Here is a 17,296-nt window from a genome sequence, read left to right as displayed (position 1 = left end):
GGAAATCAAATTTTGGCGCTGCTGCTTTTCGATTTTCTTATGATAATATGCTAATAGGAATAAATCATTAATTTTGAGGTGAATCCATTGAAAATTCTCATTACAGGGGGAGCCGGGTTTATTGGAAGCCATCTTGTTGCCAAATTGCTCTCGCTTGGGCATGATGTGATGGTTATTGATAATTTTCATCCTTACTACCCGGCGGAACGAAAGCATCGGCAATTTCGTGCGTTGACGGGAGGAAATCTTCCTGTTTATCGCATTGACTTGCTAGATAGAGAAAAAACGGAAGAATTGTTTCGCCGCTATCAGCCGGATTGTGTGTATCATTTAGCGGCGCTGCCCGGTGTTCCAAATTCACTTCTTAAGCCGCTTGATTATGTCGATTATGATATCAAAGCGACGATTAATGTGCTAAAGGCAGCGGGGGAAGCCGGAGCCGGGCATGTGTTATTCGCATCTTCCTCGTCTGTCTACGGCAACCAGGGGAATGTGCCGCTGAAAGAAGAGATGGCGACGGGAGAAGTCGTTTCGCCATATGCCGCCGCAAAATACGGAGCGGAGTCGTTTTGCTATGCGTATGCCCATCTATTCGGCTATCAGGTGACGATTTTTCGCTATTTTACTGTATACGGTCCGTGGGGCCGACCGGATATGGCGATCAGCAAGTTTATCCGCCATCTGTTACGTGGTGAAGAGATTGTCGTGTACGGCACGAACACAGCAAGAGACTATACGTTTGTGGATGATGTCGTCAGCGGAATGGTAGCGGCGCTCGGCCGCCGCGGCGGAAATGATGTGTTTAATTTAGGATCAGGGCGGCCGATCGCGATGGAGCGATTGCTGCAAGAACTGAAAACGCATTTTCCAACGATGAAGGTGAGATATGCACCGGAGCGAAAGGGAGATGTAAAAGCGACATGGGCGGACATTACGAAAGCACAGCGGGCGTTCGGATACAAACCGAGCGTAACGTTCGAGGACGGGCTGGCGCGAACAGTCGCGTGGGCAAGGGCGTATGAAACGTAAACACGCAATGGCAGCGGTGCGGCTAGTCGGTGCCGGGCTTGTCCTTGTGTTCCTATGGCTGACATACCACTATTTCGATGGAGAGGTGCTTCTTGAGCAACTCCACTTGCTTTTTCGAAGACCGGACACGCTGGCATGGATGTTGATCATATACGTCGCTTCCTTTTGGCTAAGGACGCTGGCATGGAAGTCATACGTGGGAAAACCAATTTCTTTGATTGTATACGCCAAAGGTATTTTTTTAAGTTTGCTTATTAATCATATTTTTCCGTTAAAAGCAGGCGATATTGCCCGTGTTGCTGTTTTAGCAAAGCAGAAGGACGTGTCTGTCGATGAAGCGGTTCACTCGGTGGCGGTGATGCGGCTTTTGGACATGCTGGTTTTGTGTCTTTTGTCGGCATGGGGAATGTATGCATACGCCAATCGATTTCCTGCAATCAATGCAACGGTTATTGGTGTTATAGGAATAATCGGCGCAGCTGCAATTACTGTTTTGCTGTCACGCAAATCGGATGCAGAATGGATTCGTAAACACCATCGCATGATAAAAAGTGCATTAAGAGGAAAACGCGGCGTTTATATGGTGGGCATGATTGCGCTCAGCTGGTTGTGTGAGGCGGTTGTCGTTTATGAGATGACCCACATGCTTAGGTTGCCCTTGTCCTTTTGGGAATCCGTATGGGTCAACAGCATCACTGTATCCGGTCAAGTGTTTCAAATCGCTCCAGGCGGGCTGGGGACGTATGAAGCGGTAATGGCGTTTGCGGTTACGAGAATCGTCCCGGACTGGAACAGCGCGTATATGGCAGCGATGATGGCCCATGCGTTCAAATTTGTTTTTTCTTATTTAGTTGGCATTGCCATGCTGTTTATGTCTCCAAGAGATATTTCGTTCGTTGGGGCGGCTTGGAAAAAAGGAAGGGAGAGACAATGAAAGAAGCTTCAACATTTGAAAAAGTAGCGGCGCGATGTTGGAATTTGCTGAACGAGGGAAAACCGTTTACGCCGATTTTCGTTATCGGGACGATGGCGATCTACCATCTTGCCAGTTTCGGTACCATCGAGCATATGAAACACTGGTTCTTTGGTTTTCTAGCAGCGCTTCCGCTTTTTGTTATCTATTATATGTACGACTATCCGCTATTTTTGCGAAATTATTTATGGATTCCATACGTTGTGTTTTTAATCGTTTGGCAGTTTGCCGACATTAAGCTGCTAAGTTTAGCACTGGGGCTATATTTTTTCTTTACCGTCTTTTTTTGGGGTACGCTTTACTATCATTTGCGCATTGGTACATCATGGTGGAATTTTACCCGTTTTTGGAAATTAGTGCTGAAAAATAGCGATTCGACAAGCGGAAACGCGCAAGAACAGTTGCCGAAATTTTTGTTGCTTTTGTCGATTTGGCAGTATGTGTACGTACAGCTGGAGCGAGAAGCAGGCGATCTTTCTCTTGCGGGCTTTGCACTCTATTATGCAGGTGTCTTTTTATTTTCTTTCATTTTGCACAGCCAGTTATTTGATTGGAAGCCAAAAATCATTCCGACATACACCAATAATGCCAGCGTTCCAAAAGAGCCAATCAATGAGAAAGTCATTGTGATTGTCATCGACGGCATGCGGAAAGATCGGTTTGAACAAGCCAATGCCCCATTTTTAAAACGGCTGCGCCAGCAGGGGACGGAATTTACGCAAATGGAAACGGTTTATCCGGCACGTACTGTCGTTTGTTTTACCTCGATGTTCACCGGAACATATCCGTTTGAACACGGCATACGCTCCAATATGGTATGGAAGCTTGGCATCAAGGTAGAAAGCATTTTTGACTCACTAAGAAAAATAGGAAAAACGGGGCGGCTGCTTGGCATTGCCCATCTCGTCGATTCGTTTGGAGATGATGTCGAAACGGTAACGGCGGTCATGCATAATGACGTAGCTGACCGTAATATCATCGAACGCGCCAAACGCATTATGGAAGAGCAAGATCCTGATTTGCTCATTGTTCAATTAATTGCCACGGACCAAACGGGGCACAGCCGCGGCGTATTATACGAGGAATATCTTCAAAAAATAGAAGAAGCGGACGCGCTTATCAAGGAGTACGTCGAGTGGCTTGAACAGAAAGGAAAATTAAAAAATGCAACGTTAATCATTTGCGCCGATCACGGACAAGCAGACGGCATCGGCGGACACGGGCATTTGGATGAAGGAGAGCGGTTTGTGCCGTTTTTCTTGTACGGATCGGCGATTGAGCGAGGCAAACGGATCGATGAAAAGAAAAGTCTCGTATCCGTGGCGCCGACGATTGCTTATTTGTTGGGCGCACCGTACCCGAGCCATAGCCGCGGGCCCGTGTTAACGGAAGCGATTCGAAAGAGGGAAGCAGAAGATGAAGAAGCAAAAAGTGATCGTCTTCTTACCAGCGTATAACGAAGAGCAATCGATTGGCGAGGTCATTCGCAGAATTCCGCGTTCTTTCCATCCTTATGTGGATGTGAAAGTATTGGTCATTGATGACGGTTCGACCGATAACACCGTAGCAGCTGCAAGAGAAGCAGGCGCTGATTACATTTATCAAATGCCGGAAAACCGCGGGCTTGGTGCCGCTGTACGCCAAGGGCTGCAGGAATCTCTCCGCCTCGGTGCGGATATCGGCGTGATGATTGATGCGGATAATGAATATCCGGCGGAACAAATCCCGGAATTGCTCGCTCCGATTTTTGCGGGAGAAGCGGACTATACGATGGGCTCGCGCTTTCTTGGCACGATTCGCGGGATGAAATGGCATCGCCGTCTGGGCAATTACTTCTTTACGTTTCTGCAATCGCTTCTTCTGCGAACATGGATTTACGACGGGCAATCGGGGATGCGGGCTTTTTCGCGGCAAGCGATGGAACATGCGGAGATCATCCATGATTATAACTACGCCCAAGTGCTTACTTTAAATTTAGTTCGCAAAGGGTTTCGCATCAAAGAAGTACCGATTCGCTATCAAGTGCGGACAACGGGACAGTCATTTATTAAATTTCGCGCGTATGTCACGGCCGTTCTTCCAGCAATTTGGAGGGAGATGCGGCGGCCGGTGAAAAAAGTAGTGATTGATGAAGACGCCCATCGCCTCCCAAGCATAGCGGACAAACAATGTTCGTAGCCCTTTCCTTTTCGCGAACAGGAAAGGGAATTTTTTTCATTAATATATTGACATAGAAGATGATAATCATTATCATTGGTGGTGTAGGAGGAGATCGATAATGAGGCGATTTTATTTATTTTTTTCTCTAGCGATGATATTCATTCTCAATAGTATTCCGATTTCTGCTTTTGCGTACTCCTATGGCGACCCGAATGAAGAAAAAGTAGCGGAAGTTTATAAACAAATGGCTGAAAAGTTAAACGAGCAGCCGCCAAACTTTACGGAGGCGCGCAAAATTTTCGAAACGGTAAAAGAAGAAATCGATATGCATATGGGAACGGAGCCTTCGCAAGCAGTGTTATCGGCGCTCGACAAAAAGGATAAAGAAGCAGTTTTGGAAACTATGGAAAAAATTCTTGTTTTAAATATCGCACGCCGGTTGGAAAATATCGAGAAAAATTTTGAGCAGTATGATACGAGCAAACGGTTATTAGCAAAGGCATTTGCTACATACGAAGCGCTTTCCCCGATGGTGCAAGGCAAAGATGCAGCCCTTGATAAACGGTTAAGAGATGAATTCAATAAAGCGCTGCAGTCATTAGGAAACCCAGGATTGTTTGGTGTCGGCGAGAAGAAAGCGGATATTGAGCAATTTAAGAAAAGCAAGGAAACGATTTTAACGTCGTTGCAAAAGCAATTTGGATTGAAAAGTTTGAAAGTGGGACATTTTTCGGAAAGTGCAACGGAAAAGCCGCAAGAAGTGCAGAAAAAAGAATGGACGGACTTATCCAAATTAAAAAACTGGATTCCGATTGCGATTCTTATTGTTGTGATTGCCGGGGTTGCCGTGTATTCATGGCGTCGCAAGCGGACATGACGGATGGAAACAAAGGGGGACACATGCGATGGAAGTTCAAGCGCTGTTAATTACGTTCCGTGAAGCACTCGAGGCGCTGCTGATTGTCGGAATTATTACGTCTTATTTAAAGCGAGTCGGCCATCAAGAATATACAAAGTACGTTTGGCTTGGGGCAGGATTGGCGATTTTAGCGAGCGTTGGGGTCGCAATTCTTTTCCAAGTCGTGTTCACTGGATTTGCCGCGATGGGAAGCGAAACGTACTTAAAGATCGGCATTATGTTTGTTTCGGCGATTTTGCTGACACAAATGGTCTTTTGGATGGCCGAGCATAGCCGCGATATGAAAAAAAGCGTTGAAGGAAAGATGGATCAATTTATTACGGCAGGCAATGTCATTGGAATGGTCATCCATTCGTTTTTAGTCGTTCTCCGCGAAGGTGTCGAAACGGTCTTTTTCTTTGCCGCGATTACCCATGGCAACATCGGTGCGGCGATGCAAGGATGGGGAGCGACGACAGGAATTGCGATTGCGGCGGTTGTCAGCTACCTTTTCTTCAAAGGAACGATGCGCATCCCGCTAAAGACGTTCTTTAAAGTAACCGGAGCGTTCATCGTCTTGATTGCTGCGGGCTTGCTTGTCCAAGGCATTTCCATGCTTCAGGATTTAAATATCATCGGCAGCGTAATGCCTCACGTTTATGATTTAACATGGCTGCTTCCGGAACATCCGATTGATTATGAACATTATCTCCGCGATCACGGCGTCGCGCCTGTCTTTTCAGGAGAGGTCGGCGTGTTTCTGAAAGCGCTCTTCGGCTATTCATCCATGCCATCGCTGGAAGAAGTCATTGCCTATATTGGATATTTTGTCGTGATTTATTTATTAGTTGCGAACCGTAATACAAAGAAAAATATGGAGCAAACAAAAACGGTCGTTCAAGCGCTTGAACCAAAAACGAAAAAGGTGATGTAAAAAGTGCAAGACATGATTGTCTTGTGCTTTTTCTTATTTTTTATAAATGATTAAGGTGAGAAAGGCGATGAAACATTTTCTAGGAAATAATCGATTTTTGTCATATTTTAGTTTCGTTATATTAGCAAGTTTGTTCTTGCTGGAAATATATTATGCGAGCCCTTATGCGGCGACATGGGATCAGGTCGATTTTGCCTTGGCGTTAGACCGTTATGATTTATTGGCGATGCAGCCGCATTTTCCGGGATACCCGTATTTCATTCTTGGCGGCATGTTCGTTCATGCATTCGTTGACAACCCGGCGAAGGCGCTATCCATCTTCAGTGTCGTTGCCATGTTTTCCGCAACCGTTCCAATTGTTCTTCTTGCAAAAAAATATCTCTCGACCGCGGCTGCGTTGTTCATTAGTGCTCTCATTCAGTCAGCCAGCTATGTTATGGTCATTGCTGGACAGCCGATGTCGGACGGTGCGGCATTAGCGGCGCTATGGTGGTACTGGTGGTCCGTTGAGTGGGCAAGAGAGCGCGATGGATGGCAACGGCAGCTTCTTCCGCTTGCTTTTTTTAGCCTATTAACGGGAATCCGCTTGTCGTATGCTCCATTTGCGGTGGCAATCTTGTTTTTATGGTACGAAGATTGGAAAAAACATCGCAGTGTCCGCCGAATCGTTTGCTTTTTGACGGCAGCTGCCTTTTTCCAATTTATTTGGATCACAGCGGTTGCGGCGACAGAAGGAAGTTTCCAATCCTTTTTCAAACTGGCTCTTTCATTTACAAGCGGCCATTTTGAGGAATGGGGAGGAACAGCGGCAAATGACGGGCAGCCGTTATGGGAACGAGTGATTCATTTTTTCTTTTATAATATTTTATGGACAGGGATAGCAAGCCAAAACGTTATCCTGCTTTTTTTGTATATGGTTGTATGGATAGCGATATGGCGGTCAAGGAAGTTCTTGTTTCCGCGCTGGCTTCTCGTTTCTGGATTTGTTTATTTTCTTTGGGCGTTATTTGCGCAAAATATTGAGAAACCGCGTCACATTCTCCCGCTTGTTCATCTTGTTTTGTTGTACGGATGGACCTGCTATGTCCGCCATCATCTGTCTATGTATCGATGGAGCATAGCGCTGGCTGTGTTAGCCGTGCAATTCGTAACGGGGACATGGCATCTGCGCGAACAAGCATTGCAGTTGCCAGCAACCTATCAGTTGGCGTATGATTTACGCGACAGCAGAGAAAATTTCGTCCTATATACATGGGAGGAAACGCGAGTATTGCAGTATCTTGATGTCGATTTTCCACACAAAGACGTATTGCACTTTTCATTTTTTTTACAAGACAAGGAGAACTATAGACATGTTAAAATTTATATGACCGATCATGTGGTCAAGGGCTTTCAAGCACAGGGGATTTCCCTTTCCCGCCATGTGCGGAAAGTGAAAATATATCGTTCCAGCACACTGGCAGATCCGGTGTACGGAAACATTACGTTGTATGAATGGATGAATTAATTTGATGGAGTGATTATGATGCATGATCACTTAAAAGAAAAATTAGCCATACTCCCGGAGCAGCCGGGATGTTATTTGATGAAAGATAAAAACGGTACGGTCATATACGTCGGTAAAGCAAAAGTGCTGAAAAACCGCGTGCGCTCGTATTTTACCGGCACGCATGATGGAAAAACGCAGCGACTTGTCAATGAGATTGCCGATTTTGAATATATCGTCACTTCGTCCAACGCCGAGGCGCTTATTTTAGAGATGAATTTAATTAAAAAGTATGATCCGAAATATAACGTCATGCTGAAAGATGACAAAAGCTATCCGTTTATTAAAATTACGGCGGAAAAACATCCGCGCTTGCTCATTACGAGAAAAGTGAAAAAAGACGGCGGCAAATACTTCGGACCATATCCGAACGTGCAGGCGGCCAATGAGACGAAAAAGCTGTTAGACCGCCTCTATCCGCTGCGCAAATGCTCGACCATGCCGAACCGTGTTTGTTTATATTACCATATGGGGCAATGTCTTGCCCCATGTGTATATCCGGTGTCTGAACAACAAAATAAAGAGATGGTTGAGCAAATCGTTCGTTTCCTCAACGGTGGATATCAGGAAGTGAAAAAAGAATTGGCAGAGAAGATGATGAAAGCAGCGGAAGCGCTCGAATTTGAGCGGGCGAAAGAATACCGCGACCAAATTGCCCATATTGAAGCGACAATGGAAAAGCAGAAGATGACCTTGAATGACTTTATCGACCGCGATGTGTTCGGCTATGCGTATGACAAAGGCTGGATGTGCGTGCAAGTCTTTTTCATTCGCCAAGGGAAGCTGATCGAGCGCGATGTATCAATTTTCCCAATGTATCAAGATCCGGACGAAGAGCTGCTGACTTTTTTAGGACAGTTTTATACCAAGGCCAATCATTTAAAGCCAAAAGAGGTGATTTTGCCTGCCGAAGTCGACGGAGAGCTTGCCGGTCAGCTGCTAGAAGTCACGATTGTGCAGCCAAAAAAGGGAAAGAAAAAAGAATTGGTCGAGCTGGCCAGCAAAAATGCGGCAATTGCCTTGAAGGAAAAGTTTTATCTAATCGAGCGGGACGAAAAGCGGACGATCAAGGCGGTGGAAAACCTAGGAAAAATATTAGAAATACCTGTTCCCCACCGTATTGAAGCGTTTGACAATTCCAATATTTACGGAGCCGACCCAGTATCGGCGATGGTCGTATTCATTGATGGAAAGCCGGAGAAAAAAGAATACCGCAAATATAAAGTGAAAACAGTCGAAGGGCCCGATGACTATGAATCGATGCGTGAAGTGGTGCGGAGGCGCTATACGCGCGTGCTAAAAGAAAAGCTTCCGCTTCCCGATTTGATTATTATTGACGGTGGGAAGGGACATTTGGCAGCGGTACGCGATGTGCTGGAAAATGAATTAGGTCTGAATATTCCGCTTGCCGGCCTCGCCAAGGATGAGAAGCATCGCACATCGGAGTTAATCATGGGGGATCCGCCGAAAATCGTGCCGCTTGAGAGAAACAGCCAAGAGTTTTATTTGCTGCAGCGCATTCAAGACGAGGTGCACCGGTTTGCGGTTACATTCCATCGGCAGACGCGGGAAAAAACGATGTTTCGCTCCGTGTTAGACGATATTCCTGGCGTCGGCGAAAAAAGAAAAAAAGCGCTATTCAAGCATTTCGGTTCATTGAAAAACATGAAAGAAGCAACGGTCGAAGAGCTGCAACAAGCGAACATTCCGCGCACGGTGGCTGAAAAAATTTATAAGAAATTACGAGAGTAGTATTGTCAATAGCATAAAAATTTGATATTATTGCTCTAAATTGCATATTCATACACTTCCGATCGCTGAAGTGAAGATAGAGGTGCGAACTTCAAGAGTACACATTCGGAGGAAAATGAGTTCCGATGATGAGTGTGGAAAGGGGAGCGTCGCCGAAGTGGGAAAAGTCTCATTGCTTTTTCCGCTGGTCCTGCGTTTAAGAAATGTAGGACTGTCAAGATGTTATTCATCTTGGAGAGCTATCTCACTGTGCGAGGCGAATTCGCTTGTTTCCGTTTTCGTGATGCACAGCAATGAGATTTCTCTCATTGCTTTTTTTATTTTATAAACAGGCAAAAGGGTGAGACTAAATGGGAATTATTGTACAAAAATTTGGCGGAACATCCGTCGGTTCGATCGAAAGAATTCGACACGTGGCCACTCGGGTGATAGAGGAGGCAGACAAGGGGAATCAAGTTGTCGTTGTTGTTTCCGCAATGGGCAAGACAACGGATGAACTTGTTGATTTGGCAAAACAAATTTCCTTACAGCCAAGCAAGCGGGAAATGGATATGCTCCTTTCGACAGGGGAACAAGTAAGCATAGCCCTGCTCGCCATGGCATTGCAGGAAAAGGGATATAAAGCCATTTCCTTAACGGGATGGCAGGCGGGGATTACAACGGAAGAAATGCACGGCAATGCCCGCATTATGAACATTGATACAGTCAGAATCCGCCGTTATCTTGATGAAGGGGCAATTGTGATCGTTGCCGGGTTTCAAGGCGTGACGGAAACAGGGGAGATCACCACGCTCGGCCGCGGCGGTTCCGATACGACAGCGGTGGCGCTGGCGGCGGCGTTAAAAGCAGATAAGTGCGATATTTATACGGATGTAACTGGCGTGTTTACGACCGACCCGCGCTATGTAAAGACAGCAAGAAAAATAAAAGAGATTTCCTATGATGAAATGCTTGAGCTAGCCAATTTAGGAGCGGGGGTGCTGCACCCGCGCGCGGTGGAATTTGCGAAAAACTATGAAGTGCTGCTTGAGGTGCGCTCAAGCATGGAAAAAGAAAGCGGTACAATCGTGAAGGGGGAAGTTTCGATGGAACAGCATTTAATCGTACGCGGCATCGCTTTTGAAGATCAAGTAACGAGAGTGACAGTGTCTGGAATCAAAAACAGTTTATATGCATTGCCGACTATTTTTACGGCGCTCGCAAAGCGAGGCATTAATGTGGACATTATTATTCAAAGCGCGGGGAATGCGGACATTACGTCTGTTTCTTTTTCGATCCGTACGGAGGATTTGCCGGAAACGCTTCAAGTATTGCAATCGCTTGAAGAGGCAAACGTACAATATGAAAGCGGCTTGGCGAAAGTGTCGATCGTTGGCTCTGGCATGATTTCAAACCCTGGGGTGGCGGCGCGCATGTTTGAAGTGCTGGCAGGCGAGAACATTGAAATCAAAATGGTCAGCACGTCAGAAATTAAAATTTCTACTGTCATTGATGAGAAAAACATGGTTCGAGCAGTTGAAGCGCTCCATGAAGCGTTTGGACTTGCCGAAGAAGCGGCGGCAGTGCGCGCATAAAATGAAAGAAGCCTGCACCGGACAGGCTTCTTTCTATTATTCTATCTGCTGTTTGCGGTCCCATTTAATGATAATGAGTGCTTTATTTTCCCGCCTTTTTTGTTGTTCAAATGCTTCGGTGACGAGGCGCTTTTGTTGTTCGATTTGCTGGGCGAGAAATCCCGCTTCGAGCTGGAAGGTGCAATGCTCATGAAGGGTAAACCGCGCGGCAATAATGTCGCCGGACAGTTCTACGTGAAGTTCGTCTTTGCGCTCTTCAACAATGGACAGTGTCCCCCAGCCGGCTTTTTCAAAAAAAGTAATGATATCGGATACTGTTTCGAGCGGGTAGCGGCGCGCTAAACTTTTTCCAGCCCAGTATAAAATGCTGGCCGCTTCTTTTCCCAGCAATTCCGGAAGGACAATTTGCCGGAGAAGTTCCGCGCCGAATGCGGAAATAGAGATGTCTTCTAATGACTTGTATTGTTCTTCTAGTGTTGGCAGTTTCACATGATTCCCCTCTTTCTATCCATTCATCATTATAGCGAAATAGAGGGGGACGTGCATTATCTTTCTTTCTATTTTTCTCTATCGTTTTCGTATGCAAATGTTTGAACATTTTATGACTTTGTTTTCTTGACGCTTGTACAATGTGGGGGTACAATGAATGTGACACAATGATTAATGGAAATGGAAGCCGTTACATTTCACTCATTGTGGATGGGGAGCACACGATTTTTTCACTGTTTATTTATTAAAGGGGGTTTACATATGGCAGGAAATCGCGAATTTTATTACCGTCGGCTCCATTCACTGTTAGGAGTCATTCCAGTAGGGATCTTTTTAGTACAACATTTGGTCGTAAACCATTTTGCGACAAGAGGACCAGAGGCGTTTAACCGGGCGGCTTCTTTTATGGAGAATTTACCGTTTCGTTATTTTTTAGAAATATTTGTCATTTTTCTTCCACTGCTGTTCCATGCCATTTATGGTCTTTATATTGCTTTTACGGCGAAATTTAATGTCGGAAATTACGGATATTTCCGTAACTGGATGTTTATGCTGCAGCGGATTACGGGAATTATCACGTTAATTTTTGTGACATGGCATGTGTATGAAACGCGCGTTCAAGCCGCGTTTGGAGCGGAAGTAAACTATGAAATGATGGCCAATATCGTGGACAATCCGGTTATGCTTGGCTTTTATATTGTCGGAATTTTGTCAACGGTGTTTCACTTTGCCAACGGTTTATGGTCTTTCTGTGTAAGCTGGGGTTTAACGGTGTCTCCTCGTTCACAACAAGTTTTCACTTATTTAACGATGATTATTTTTGTTGCGCTTTCCATTGTCGGCATTCGTGCCATTTTAGCATTTGCCTGATTGACAACTAGCAATCTTTTAGGGAGTGAGTAGCAATGAAAAAAGGAAAAATCATAGTAGTTGGCGGCGGTCTAGCTGGTCTAATGGCAACCATTAAAATCGCGGAAGCAGGGGTACCTGTAGAATTGTTCTCGCTCGTGCCTGTAAAACGGTCTCACTCTGTCTGTGCGCAAGGCGGGATTAACGGTGCGGTAAATACAAAAGGGGAAGGCGATTCTCCTTGGGAACATTTTGACGATACCGTATATGGCGGCGACTTTTTAGCGAACCAGCCTCCGGTCAAAGCGATGTGTGAGGCAGCGCCGAGCATCATTTATATGCTTGACCGCATGGGAGTCATGTTCAACCGTACTCCTGAAGGGTTGCTTGATTTCCGTCGTTTCGGCGGCACACAGCACCACCGTACTGCCTACGCAGGAGCAACGACAGGCCAACAAATTTTGTATGCCCTTGATGAACAAGTACGTCGTCATGAAGTAGCCGGGCTTGTAACGAAATATGAAGGATGGGAATTTTTGGGTGTTGTCTTAGATGATGAACAAATTTGCCGCGGCATTGTCGCACAAGACTTAAAGTCAATGGAAATTAAAGCGTTTCCTGCGGACGCAGTCATTATGGCGACAGGCGGACCAGGAGTCATTTTCGGCAAATCGACGAACTCCATCATCAATACTGGTTCGGCCGCATCGATCGTCTATCAGCAAGGTGCTTATTATGCAAACGGGGAGTTTATCCAAATTCACCCGACGGCGATCCCTGGGGACGATAAATTGCGTTTGATGAGTGAATCTGCCCGCGGGGAAGGCGGAAGAGTCTGGACATATAAAGATGGGAAACCATGGTACTTCCTTGAAGAAAAATATCCGGCTTACGGGAACCTTGTTCCTCGTGATATTGCAGCACGGGAAATTTTCCACGTCTGCGTCGACTTGAAGCTCGGCATCAACGGCGAAAACATGGTATATCTCGATCTTTCCCATAAAGATCCGAAAGAGCTTGATGTAAAACTCGGCGGAATTATCGAAATTTATGAGAAATTTATGGGAGAAGACCCTCGCAAAGTGCCGATGAAAGTATTCCCGGCTGTGCACTATTCGATGGGCGGTTTATGGGTCGATTATGATCAAATGACAAACATTAAAGGCTTGTTTGCCGCTGGCGAGTGCGATTATTCGATCCACGGCGCGAACCGTCTTGGAGCTAACTCCTTATTGTCAGCGATTTACGGAGGTATGGTCGCTGGTCCAAACGCAGTCCGCTACATTCGCGGTTTGGAAAAATCGGCAGACGCAATGCCGTCATCGTTGTACGATCGCTACGTCAAACAAGAAGAAGAACGCTGGAACAACATTTTATCGATGGATGGAACAGAGAACGCATACGTGCTGCATAAAGAGCTTGGGGAATGGATGACAGCAAACGTGACGATCGTTCGTTACAATGACAAGCTGCTGAAAACAGATGAAAAAATTCAAGAATTGCTTGAGCGCTATAAAAATATCAGCGTAACCGATACATCCAAATGGAGCAACCAAGGAGCGACATTTATTCGCCAGCTGTACAATATGCTTCAACTTGCTCGCGTTATTACATTGGGGGCATACAACCGCAATGAAAGCCGCGGTGCGCACTATAAACCAGAATTTCCAGAGCGAAATGACGAAGAATGGCTCAAAACAACGATGGCTCGCTACACTCCGGATGGCCCAGCGTTCCATTATGAAGATGTCGATGTATCGCTGATTAAGCCACGCAAACGCGACTACACGAAAAAGAAAGAGGAAGTGAAATAAACTATGAGCGAGAAAAAAACGATTCGACTCATTGTAACACGTCAAGACCGTCCTGATTCTGCGCCATACGAAGAAGAATTTGAAATTCCATATCGTCCGAATATGAACGTCATTTCTGCGCTGATGGAAATTCGCCGTAATCCGGTGAACGCGAAAGGTCAAAAAACGACCCCAGTTGTATGGGAAATGAACTGCCTTGAGGAAGTATGCGGCGCTTGTTCGATGGTCATTAACGGCAAGCCGCGGCAAGCATGTACGGCGTTAATTGATCAATTAGAGCAGCCGATCCGTTTGGAACCAATGCGCACATTCCCAGTTGTGCGGGACTTGCAAGTCGACCGCAGCCGCATGTTTGACTCGCTGAAAAAAGTAAAAGCATGGATTCCTATTGACGGAACATACGACTTAGGTCCTGGTCCACGCATGCCGGAACGGAAACGGCAATGGGCATACGAACTGTCGAAATGTATGACATGCGGCGTATGTTTGGAAGCATGTCCAAACGTCAACAGCAGATCCAACTTTATTGGTCCTGCGCCGCTTTCGCAAGTTCGCTTGTTCAATGCCCACCCAACTGGGGCGATGCATAAAGCTGAGAGACTGCACGCAATTATGGGGGAAGGCGGCCTTGAGGGCTGTGGTAATTCGCAAAACTGCGTACAATCTTGTCCAAAAGGCATTCCGCTAACGACGTCCATTGCCGCGCTAAACCGCGAAGCGACGATTCAAATGTTCCGCGACTTCTTTGGAAGCGACGAAGTGTAATGACGAGAGAGGCTGGCGCAAAAGGTTGCTGAACCGACCTTTTGAAGTCAGCCTCTCCTTTTCTTTTTTCTCTTTTTGGTTGTTATTGGATGTTTGTCAAGAAAAATTGCTTCAGCCTCTTTCTTTTTTCCCTATTCAAACTTTTGTTTTCGAGTCAACAGGTCTTTTTTCAGCTGTCGCTTCGCCTTGTTCCACGTTCGATTCTTTGGAACCTGTTTCAAACGCTGTTCGACTTTTTGAATCATTTCTTCGATGACTTCGGAAGTGATCGGGGATGCCTCTAACTTTTCTGGAAAGTCCTTTTCTTGTTCCGCTTCTTCATCCTCTTTCATCATCTGTTCAATCGCATGGAAGAACTAGTTGATGTGGTGATAATGAATGTACATAAGAAAATCGTTCCTTTCTTTTGCGGCGGTGAGTTATGGTGACTGACTCTATTATACCAAGAGAGGAACGGCTTTCTTATTTTTTTGTCAAACAAAAGTAAAGGTGTCCCAAAAGCAGTCACTTTTGAGACACCCTCTTTCTATTAGGAGGCACAGGGGATGAAGCAAATCGATTACATCAACAAAATAAGTATGCCGGGAAAAGTGTCCTATGGGGTGATGGGATGAGACAAATGCTTCAACAGTTCCAGGCGGCGCTTGTATAGAAAAAACACCTATTTTTCTATTAGATAAGCGAAATTCCGTCACCGTAACCCTCGTTTTCACATAGTATATGGTGAGTAAATACCCATCCGGTAGTTCAGGTCTAGTGAAGCAAGGAGGGTTACAACACTTGAAGGATAAATCATTTCAACCAAAGCCGCTGCTGACAAAAAGAGAGAAAGAGGTATTCGAATTATTAGTGCAGGATAAGACGACAAAGGAAATTGCGCAAGAATTGTTTATTAGCGAAAAAACGGTTCGCAACCACATTTCGAACGCAATGCAGAAGCTTGGAGTAAAGGGGCGCTCGCAAGCTGTTATCGAGTTGCTTCGAATGGGGGAGCTTGAACTATAAACAATGCCGGCTTACCTTATTTTTAAGGTGGCCGGTTTGTTATCTTTTTTGGTCCATGATCGAAAAGTCGTTTATCGTATAATATGCTGATGAATGGATAAGATGAATTTTTATATTGATTATAGAAAAAAGTGGTGTAAAATGAAATATATCGAATCATGTCGAACAACGTAAAGGGATTCGGTTGTCTGACATCATTCTTGCATTTTTTAAAAAAAACGTTAAAAATAATAAATGTAGTTTTGTAGGGGAGATCGTATGCCGCTTTCGATGGATGAAAAGACCGTCGCTGAGTTGGAAAAGCTGCTTCGGTATATTGCTGCGAATTTAAAGCAGCGCGGCCGTGAAATTTTAACGCAATATCCAATCACGCCGCCGCAATTCGTCGCGTTGCAATGGCTGTTGGAAGAAGGGGACTTGACGATCGGCGAATTATCGAACAAAATGTATTTGGCATGCAGCACAACAACTGATTTAGTGGACAGAATGGAACGGAACGGCCTTGTTGCTAGAGTAAAAGATAAGCATGATCGACGGGTCGTTCGCATCCATCTCCTTGAAAAAGGGGAACGAATTATTGAAGAAGTGATTCAAAAGCGCCAACATGATTTGGCGCAAGTACTGCAACATTTTTCTGGTGACGAAATTGTTTTTTTAGAAAAATGCTTGCGTAAACTACATCAAGAAATCAAGAAAGAATGAGGCGATCACTTGGAAAGACCAATCGGAGTTATTGATTCAGGAGTTGGCGGATTAACAGTTGCAAAAGAAATTATGCGGCAATTGCCAAAAGAACAGATTATTTATCTTGGGGATACAGCGCGTTGTCCATATGGACCGCGTCCTGAACAGGAAATTCGTCAATTCACATGGGAAATGACGAATTATTTATTGCAGTATAATATTAAAATGCTGGTGATTGCTTGTAATACAGCAACAGCTGTTGTATTAGACGAAATTCGGGAACAGCTCGATATCCCGGTATTAGGCGTGGTACATCCCGGAGCGCGTGCGGCGCTAAAAGTGACGAAAAACGGGCATATTGGTGTGATTGGTACAATTGGTACGGTAAAAAGCGGCGCGTATGAAAAGGCGCTGAAGTCCATTAACCATCGAGTTCATGTTGAAAGTTTAGCATGTCCGAAGTTTGTTCCGCTTGTAGAGAGTGGAAACTTCGAAGGAGAAGAAGCAAGAAAAATAGTTGCTGAATCACTTGAACCGTTTAAATCAAGCAATATTGATGTCCTTATTTTAGGATGCACTCACTACCCTTTGTTAAGTCCTCTTATTCAAGAATATATGGGAAAACGTGTAAAACTGATTTGCTCCGGTGGTGAAACAGCACGCGAAGTGAGCGCAATTTTGCACCACAGCCATCTGCTTTATACAGGGCAGCGTGAGGTGGAACATTTATTTTTCACAACCGGGTCGAAGGAGCTGTTCGAAAAAATTGCATCGAAATGGTTTGGAAGACCAGTCGAACACGTACAAACGATCGAATTATAAAA

General features: G+C 45.3%; 17 protein-coding genes and 1 riboswitch. Of the genes, 15 read left to right on the top strand and 2 right to left on the bottom strand.

Going from position 1 to position 17,296, the window contains the following annotated elements; genetic code table 11:
* The first annotated feature begins 87 nt into the window (after positions 1-87).
* The 9 genes from GCA01S_RS01180 (at position 88) to GCA01S_RS01140 (ending at position 10,866) form a co-directional block, all read left to right on the top strand.
* Positions 88-1,029: an NAD-dependent epimerase/dehydratase family protein gene (locus GCA01S_RS01180; RefSeq protein ID WP_042406554.1), complete on the top strand. Its 942-nt coding sequence runs from the start codon at positions 88-90 to the stop codon at positions 1,027-1,029.
* Entirely contained in the window at positions 1,019-1,963 is a 945-nt protein-coding gene (locus GCA01S_RS01175) for a lysylphosphatidylglycerol synthase transmembrane domain-containing protein (RefSeq protein ID WP_042406552.1), read from the top strand. Before GCA01S_RS01180 ends, GCA01S_RS01175 begins: the two co-directional genes overlap by 11 nt.
* Entirely contained in the window at positions 1,960-3,459 is a 1,500-nt protein-coding gene (locus GCA01S_RS01170) for an alkaline phosphatase family protein (RefSeq protein WP_042406547.1), read from the top strand. The genes GCA01S_RS01175 and GCA01S_RS01170 overlap by 4 nt, the downstream gene beginning before the upstream one ends.
* On the top strand, positions 3,419-4,180 hold the full coding sequence (locus tag GCA01S_RS01165; RefSeq protein WP_017435453.1) for a glycosyltransferase family 2 protein: 762 nt from the start codon (positions 3,419-3,421) through the stop codon (positions 4,178-4,180). Before GCA01S_RS01170 ends, GCA01S_RS01165 begins: the two co-directional genes overlap by 41 nt.
* A gap of 100 nt (positions 4,181-4,280) precedes the next feature.
* Positions 4,281-5,039, top strand: coding sequence for a hypothetical protein (locus GCA01S_RS01160; protein WP_042406544.1), 759 nt, complete (start codon positions 4,281-4,283; stop codon positions 5,037-5,039).
* A gap of 28 nt (positions 5,040-5,067) precedes the next feature.
* Positions 5,068-5,994 (top strand): FTR1 family iron permease, encoded by a 927-nt coding sequence (locus GCA01S_RS01155; protein ID WP_017435455.1) that lies wholly within the window; start codon positions 5,068-5,070, stop codon positions 5,992-5,994.
* Positions 5,995-6,061: 67 nt separating this feature from the next.
* Entirely contained in the window at positions 6,062-7,501 is a 1,440-nt protein-coding gene (locus GCA01S_RS01150) for a nucleoporin-interacting protein (protein ID WP_042406541.1), read from the top strand.
* 18 nt (positions 7,502-7,519) lie between these two features.
* The gene (gene uvrC / locus GCA01S_RS01145) at positions 7,520-9,292 is read left to right on the top strand and encodes an excinuclease ABC subunit UvrC (RefSeq protein ID WP_042406538.1); all 1,773 of its coding nucleotides are present in this window, start codon (positions 7,520-7,522) and stop codon (positions 9,290-9,292) included.
* 69 nt (positions 9,293-9,361) lie between these two features.
* Positions 9,362-9,542, top strand: a riboswitch (Lysine riboswitch).
* Positions 9,543-9,642: 100 nt separating this feature from the next.
* Positions 9,643-10,866 (top strand): aspartate kinase, encoded by a 1,224-nt coding sequence (locus GCA01S_RS01140; protein ID WP_042406535.1) that lies wholly within the window; start codon positions 9,643-9,645, stop codon positions 10,864-10,866.
* A 36-nt stretch (positions 10,867-10,902) separates the two neighbouring features.
* On the opposite strand, the gene GCA01S_RS01135 is transcribed toward GCA01S_RS01140, so the two are convergent.
* Complete coding sequence (locus GCA01S_RS01135; RefSeq protein ID WP_017435459.1) at positions 10,903-11,355, bottom strand: YslB family protein; 453 nt, start codon at positions 11,353-11,355, stop codon at positions 10,903-10,905.
* A gap of 261 nt (positions 11,356-11,616) precedes the next feature.
* Here GCA01S_RS01135 and GCA01S_RS01130 point away from each other — a divergent pair, with 261 nt between their 5' ends.
* From GCA01S_RS01130 to sdhB, 3 genes are read left to right on the top strand one after another with little or no spacing between them, the layout of a single operon-like run.
* On the top strand, positions 11,617-12,225 hold the full coding sequence (locus GCA01S_RS01130; protein WP_017435460.1) for a succinate dehydrogenase cytochrome b558 subunit: 609 nt from the start codon (positions 11,617-11,619) through the stop codon (positions 12,223-12,225).
* A gap of 35 nt (positions 12,226-12,260) precedes the next feature.
* Positions 12,261-14,018, top strand: a complete 1,758-nt coding sequence (gene sdhA, locus GCA01S_RS01125) for a succinate dehydrogenase flavoprotein subunit (RefSeq protein WP_017435461.1) — start codon at positions 12,261-12,263, stop codon at positions 14,016-14,018.
* A gap of 3 nt (positions 14,019-14,021) precedes the next feature.
* The gene (sdhB, locus tag GCA01S_RS01120) at positions 14,022-14,783 is read left to right on the top strand and encodes a succinate dehydrogenase iron-sulfur subunit (RefSeq protein ID WP_042406533.1); all 762 of its coding nucleotides are present in this window, start codon (positions 14,022-14,024) and stop codon (positions 14,781-14,783) included.
* 131 nt (positions 14,784-14,914) lie between these two features.
* Here the strand turns inward: sdhB and GCA01S_RS01115 are convergent, their stop codons facing one another.
* Positions 14,915-15,118 (bottom strand): hypothetical protein, encoded by a 204-nt coding sequence (locus GCA01S_RS01115; RefSeq protein WP_017435463.1) that lies wholly within the window; start codon positions 15,116-15,118, stop codon positions 14,915-14,917.
* Between the two features lie 445 nt (positions 15,119-15,563).
* On the opposite strand from GCA01S_RS01115, the gene GCA01S_RS01110 reads away from it, so the two are divergent.
* The 3 genes from GCA01S_RS01110 to racE all read left to right on the top strand — a co-directional run bounded on the left by GCA01S_RS01110 (position 15,564) and on the right by racE (position 17,294).
* On the top strand, positions 15,564-15,788 hold the full coding sequence (locus GCA01S_RS01110) for a helix-turn-helix domain-containing protein (protein WP_017435464.1): 225 nt from the start codon (positions 15,564-15,566) through the stop codon (positions 15,786-15,788).
* A gap of 258 nt (positions 15,789-16,046) precedes the next feature.
* The gene (locus GCA01S_RS01105; RefSeq protein WP_042406531.1) at positions 16,047-16,490 is read left to right on the top strand and encodes a MarR family winged helix-turn-helix transcriptional regulator; all 444 of its coding nucleotides are present in this window, start codon (positions 16,047-16,049) and stop codon (positions 16,488-16,490) included.
* Between the two features lie 9 nt (positions 16,491-16,499).
* Positions 16,500-17,294: a glutamate racemase gene (gene racE / locus GCA01S_RS01100; RefSeq protein WP_017435466.1), complete on the top strand. Its 795-nt coding sequence runs from the start codon at positions 16,500-16,502 to the stop codon at positions 17,292-17,294.
* Positions 17,295-17,296 lie beyond the last annotated feature (2 nt).

The sequence above is a fragment of the Parageobacillus caldoxylosilyticus NBRC 107762 genome, from assembly GCF_000632715.1.
Lineage (GTDB): Bacteria > Bacillota > Bacilli > Bacillales > Anoxybacillaceae > Saccharococcus > Saccharococcus caldoxylosilyticus.
Note: the sequence above shows the minus strand (reverse complement) of the source record. Positions and strands in the feature narration are given on the sequence as shown.

Coding starts and splice junctions, on each gene's coding strand:
- GCA01S_RS01175 (WP_042406552.1), top strand. CDS start 1,019: ATGAAACGTAAACACGCAATGGCAGCGGTGCGGCTAGTCGGTGCCGGG.
- GCA01S_RS01170 (WP_042406547.1), top strand. CDS start 1,960: ATGAAAGAAGCTTCAACATTTGAAAAAGTAGCGGCGCGATGTTGGAAT.
- GCA01S_RS01165 (WP_017435453.1), top strand. CDS start 3,419: ATGAAGAAGCAAAAAGTGATCGTCTTCTTACCAGCGTATAACGAAGAG.
- GCA01S_RS01160 (WP_042406544.1), top strand. CDS start 4,281: ATGAGGCGATTTTATTTATTTTTTTCTCTAGCGATGATATTCATTCTC.
- GCA01S_RS01155 (WP_017435455.1), top strand. CDS start 5,068: ATGGAAGTTCAAGCGCTGTTAATTACGTTCCGTGAAGCACTCGAGGCG.
- GCA01S_RS01150 (WP_042406541.1), top strand. CDS start 6,062: ATGAAACATTTTCTAGGAAATAATCGATTTTTGTCATATTTTAGTTTC.
- uvrC (WP_042406538.1), top strand. CDS start 7,520: ATGCATGATCACTTAAAAGAAAAATTAGCCATACTCCCGGAGCAGCCG.
- GCA01S_RS01140 (WP_042406535.1), top strand. CDS start 9,643: ATGGGAATTATTGTACAAAAATTTGGCGGAACATCCGTCGGTTCGATC.
- GCA01S_RS01130 (WP_017435460.1), top strand. CDS start 11,617: ATGGCAGGAAATCGCGAATTTTATTACCGTCGGCTCCATTCACTGTTA.
- sdhA (WP_017435461.1), top strand. CDS start 12,261: ATGAAAAAAGGAAAAATCATAGTAGTTGGCGGCGGTCTAGCTGGTCTA.
- sdhB (WP_042406533.1), top strand. CDS start 14,022: ATGAGCGAGAAAAAAACGATTCGACTCATTGTAACACGTCAAGACCGT.
- GCA01S_RS01115 (WP_017435463.1), bottom strand. CDS start 15,118: ATGATGAAAGAGGATGAAGAAGCGGAACAAGAAAAGGACTTTCCAGAA.
- GCA01S_RS01105 (WP_042406531.1), top strand. CDS start 16,047: ATGCCGCTTTCGATGGATGAAAAGACCGTCGCTGAGTTGGAAAAGCTG.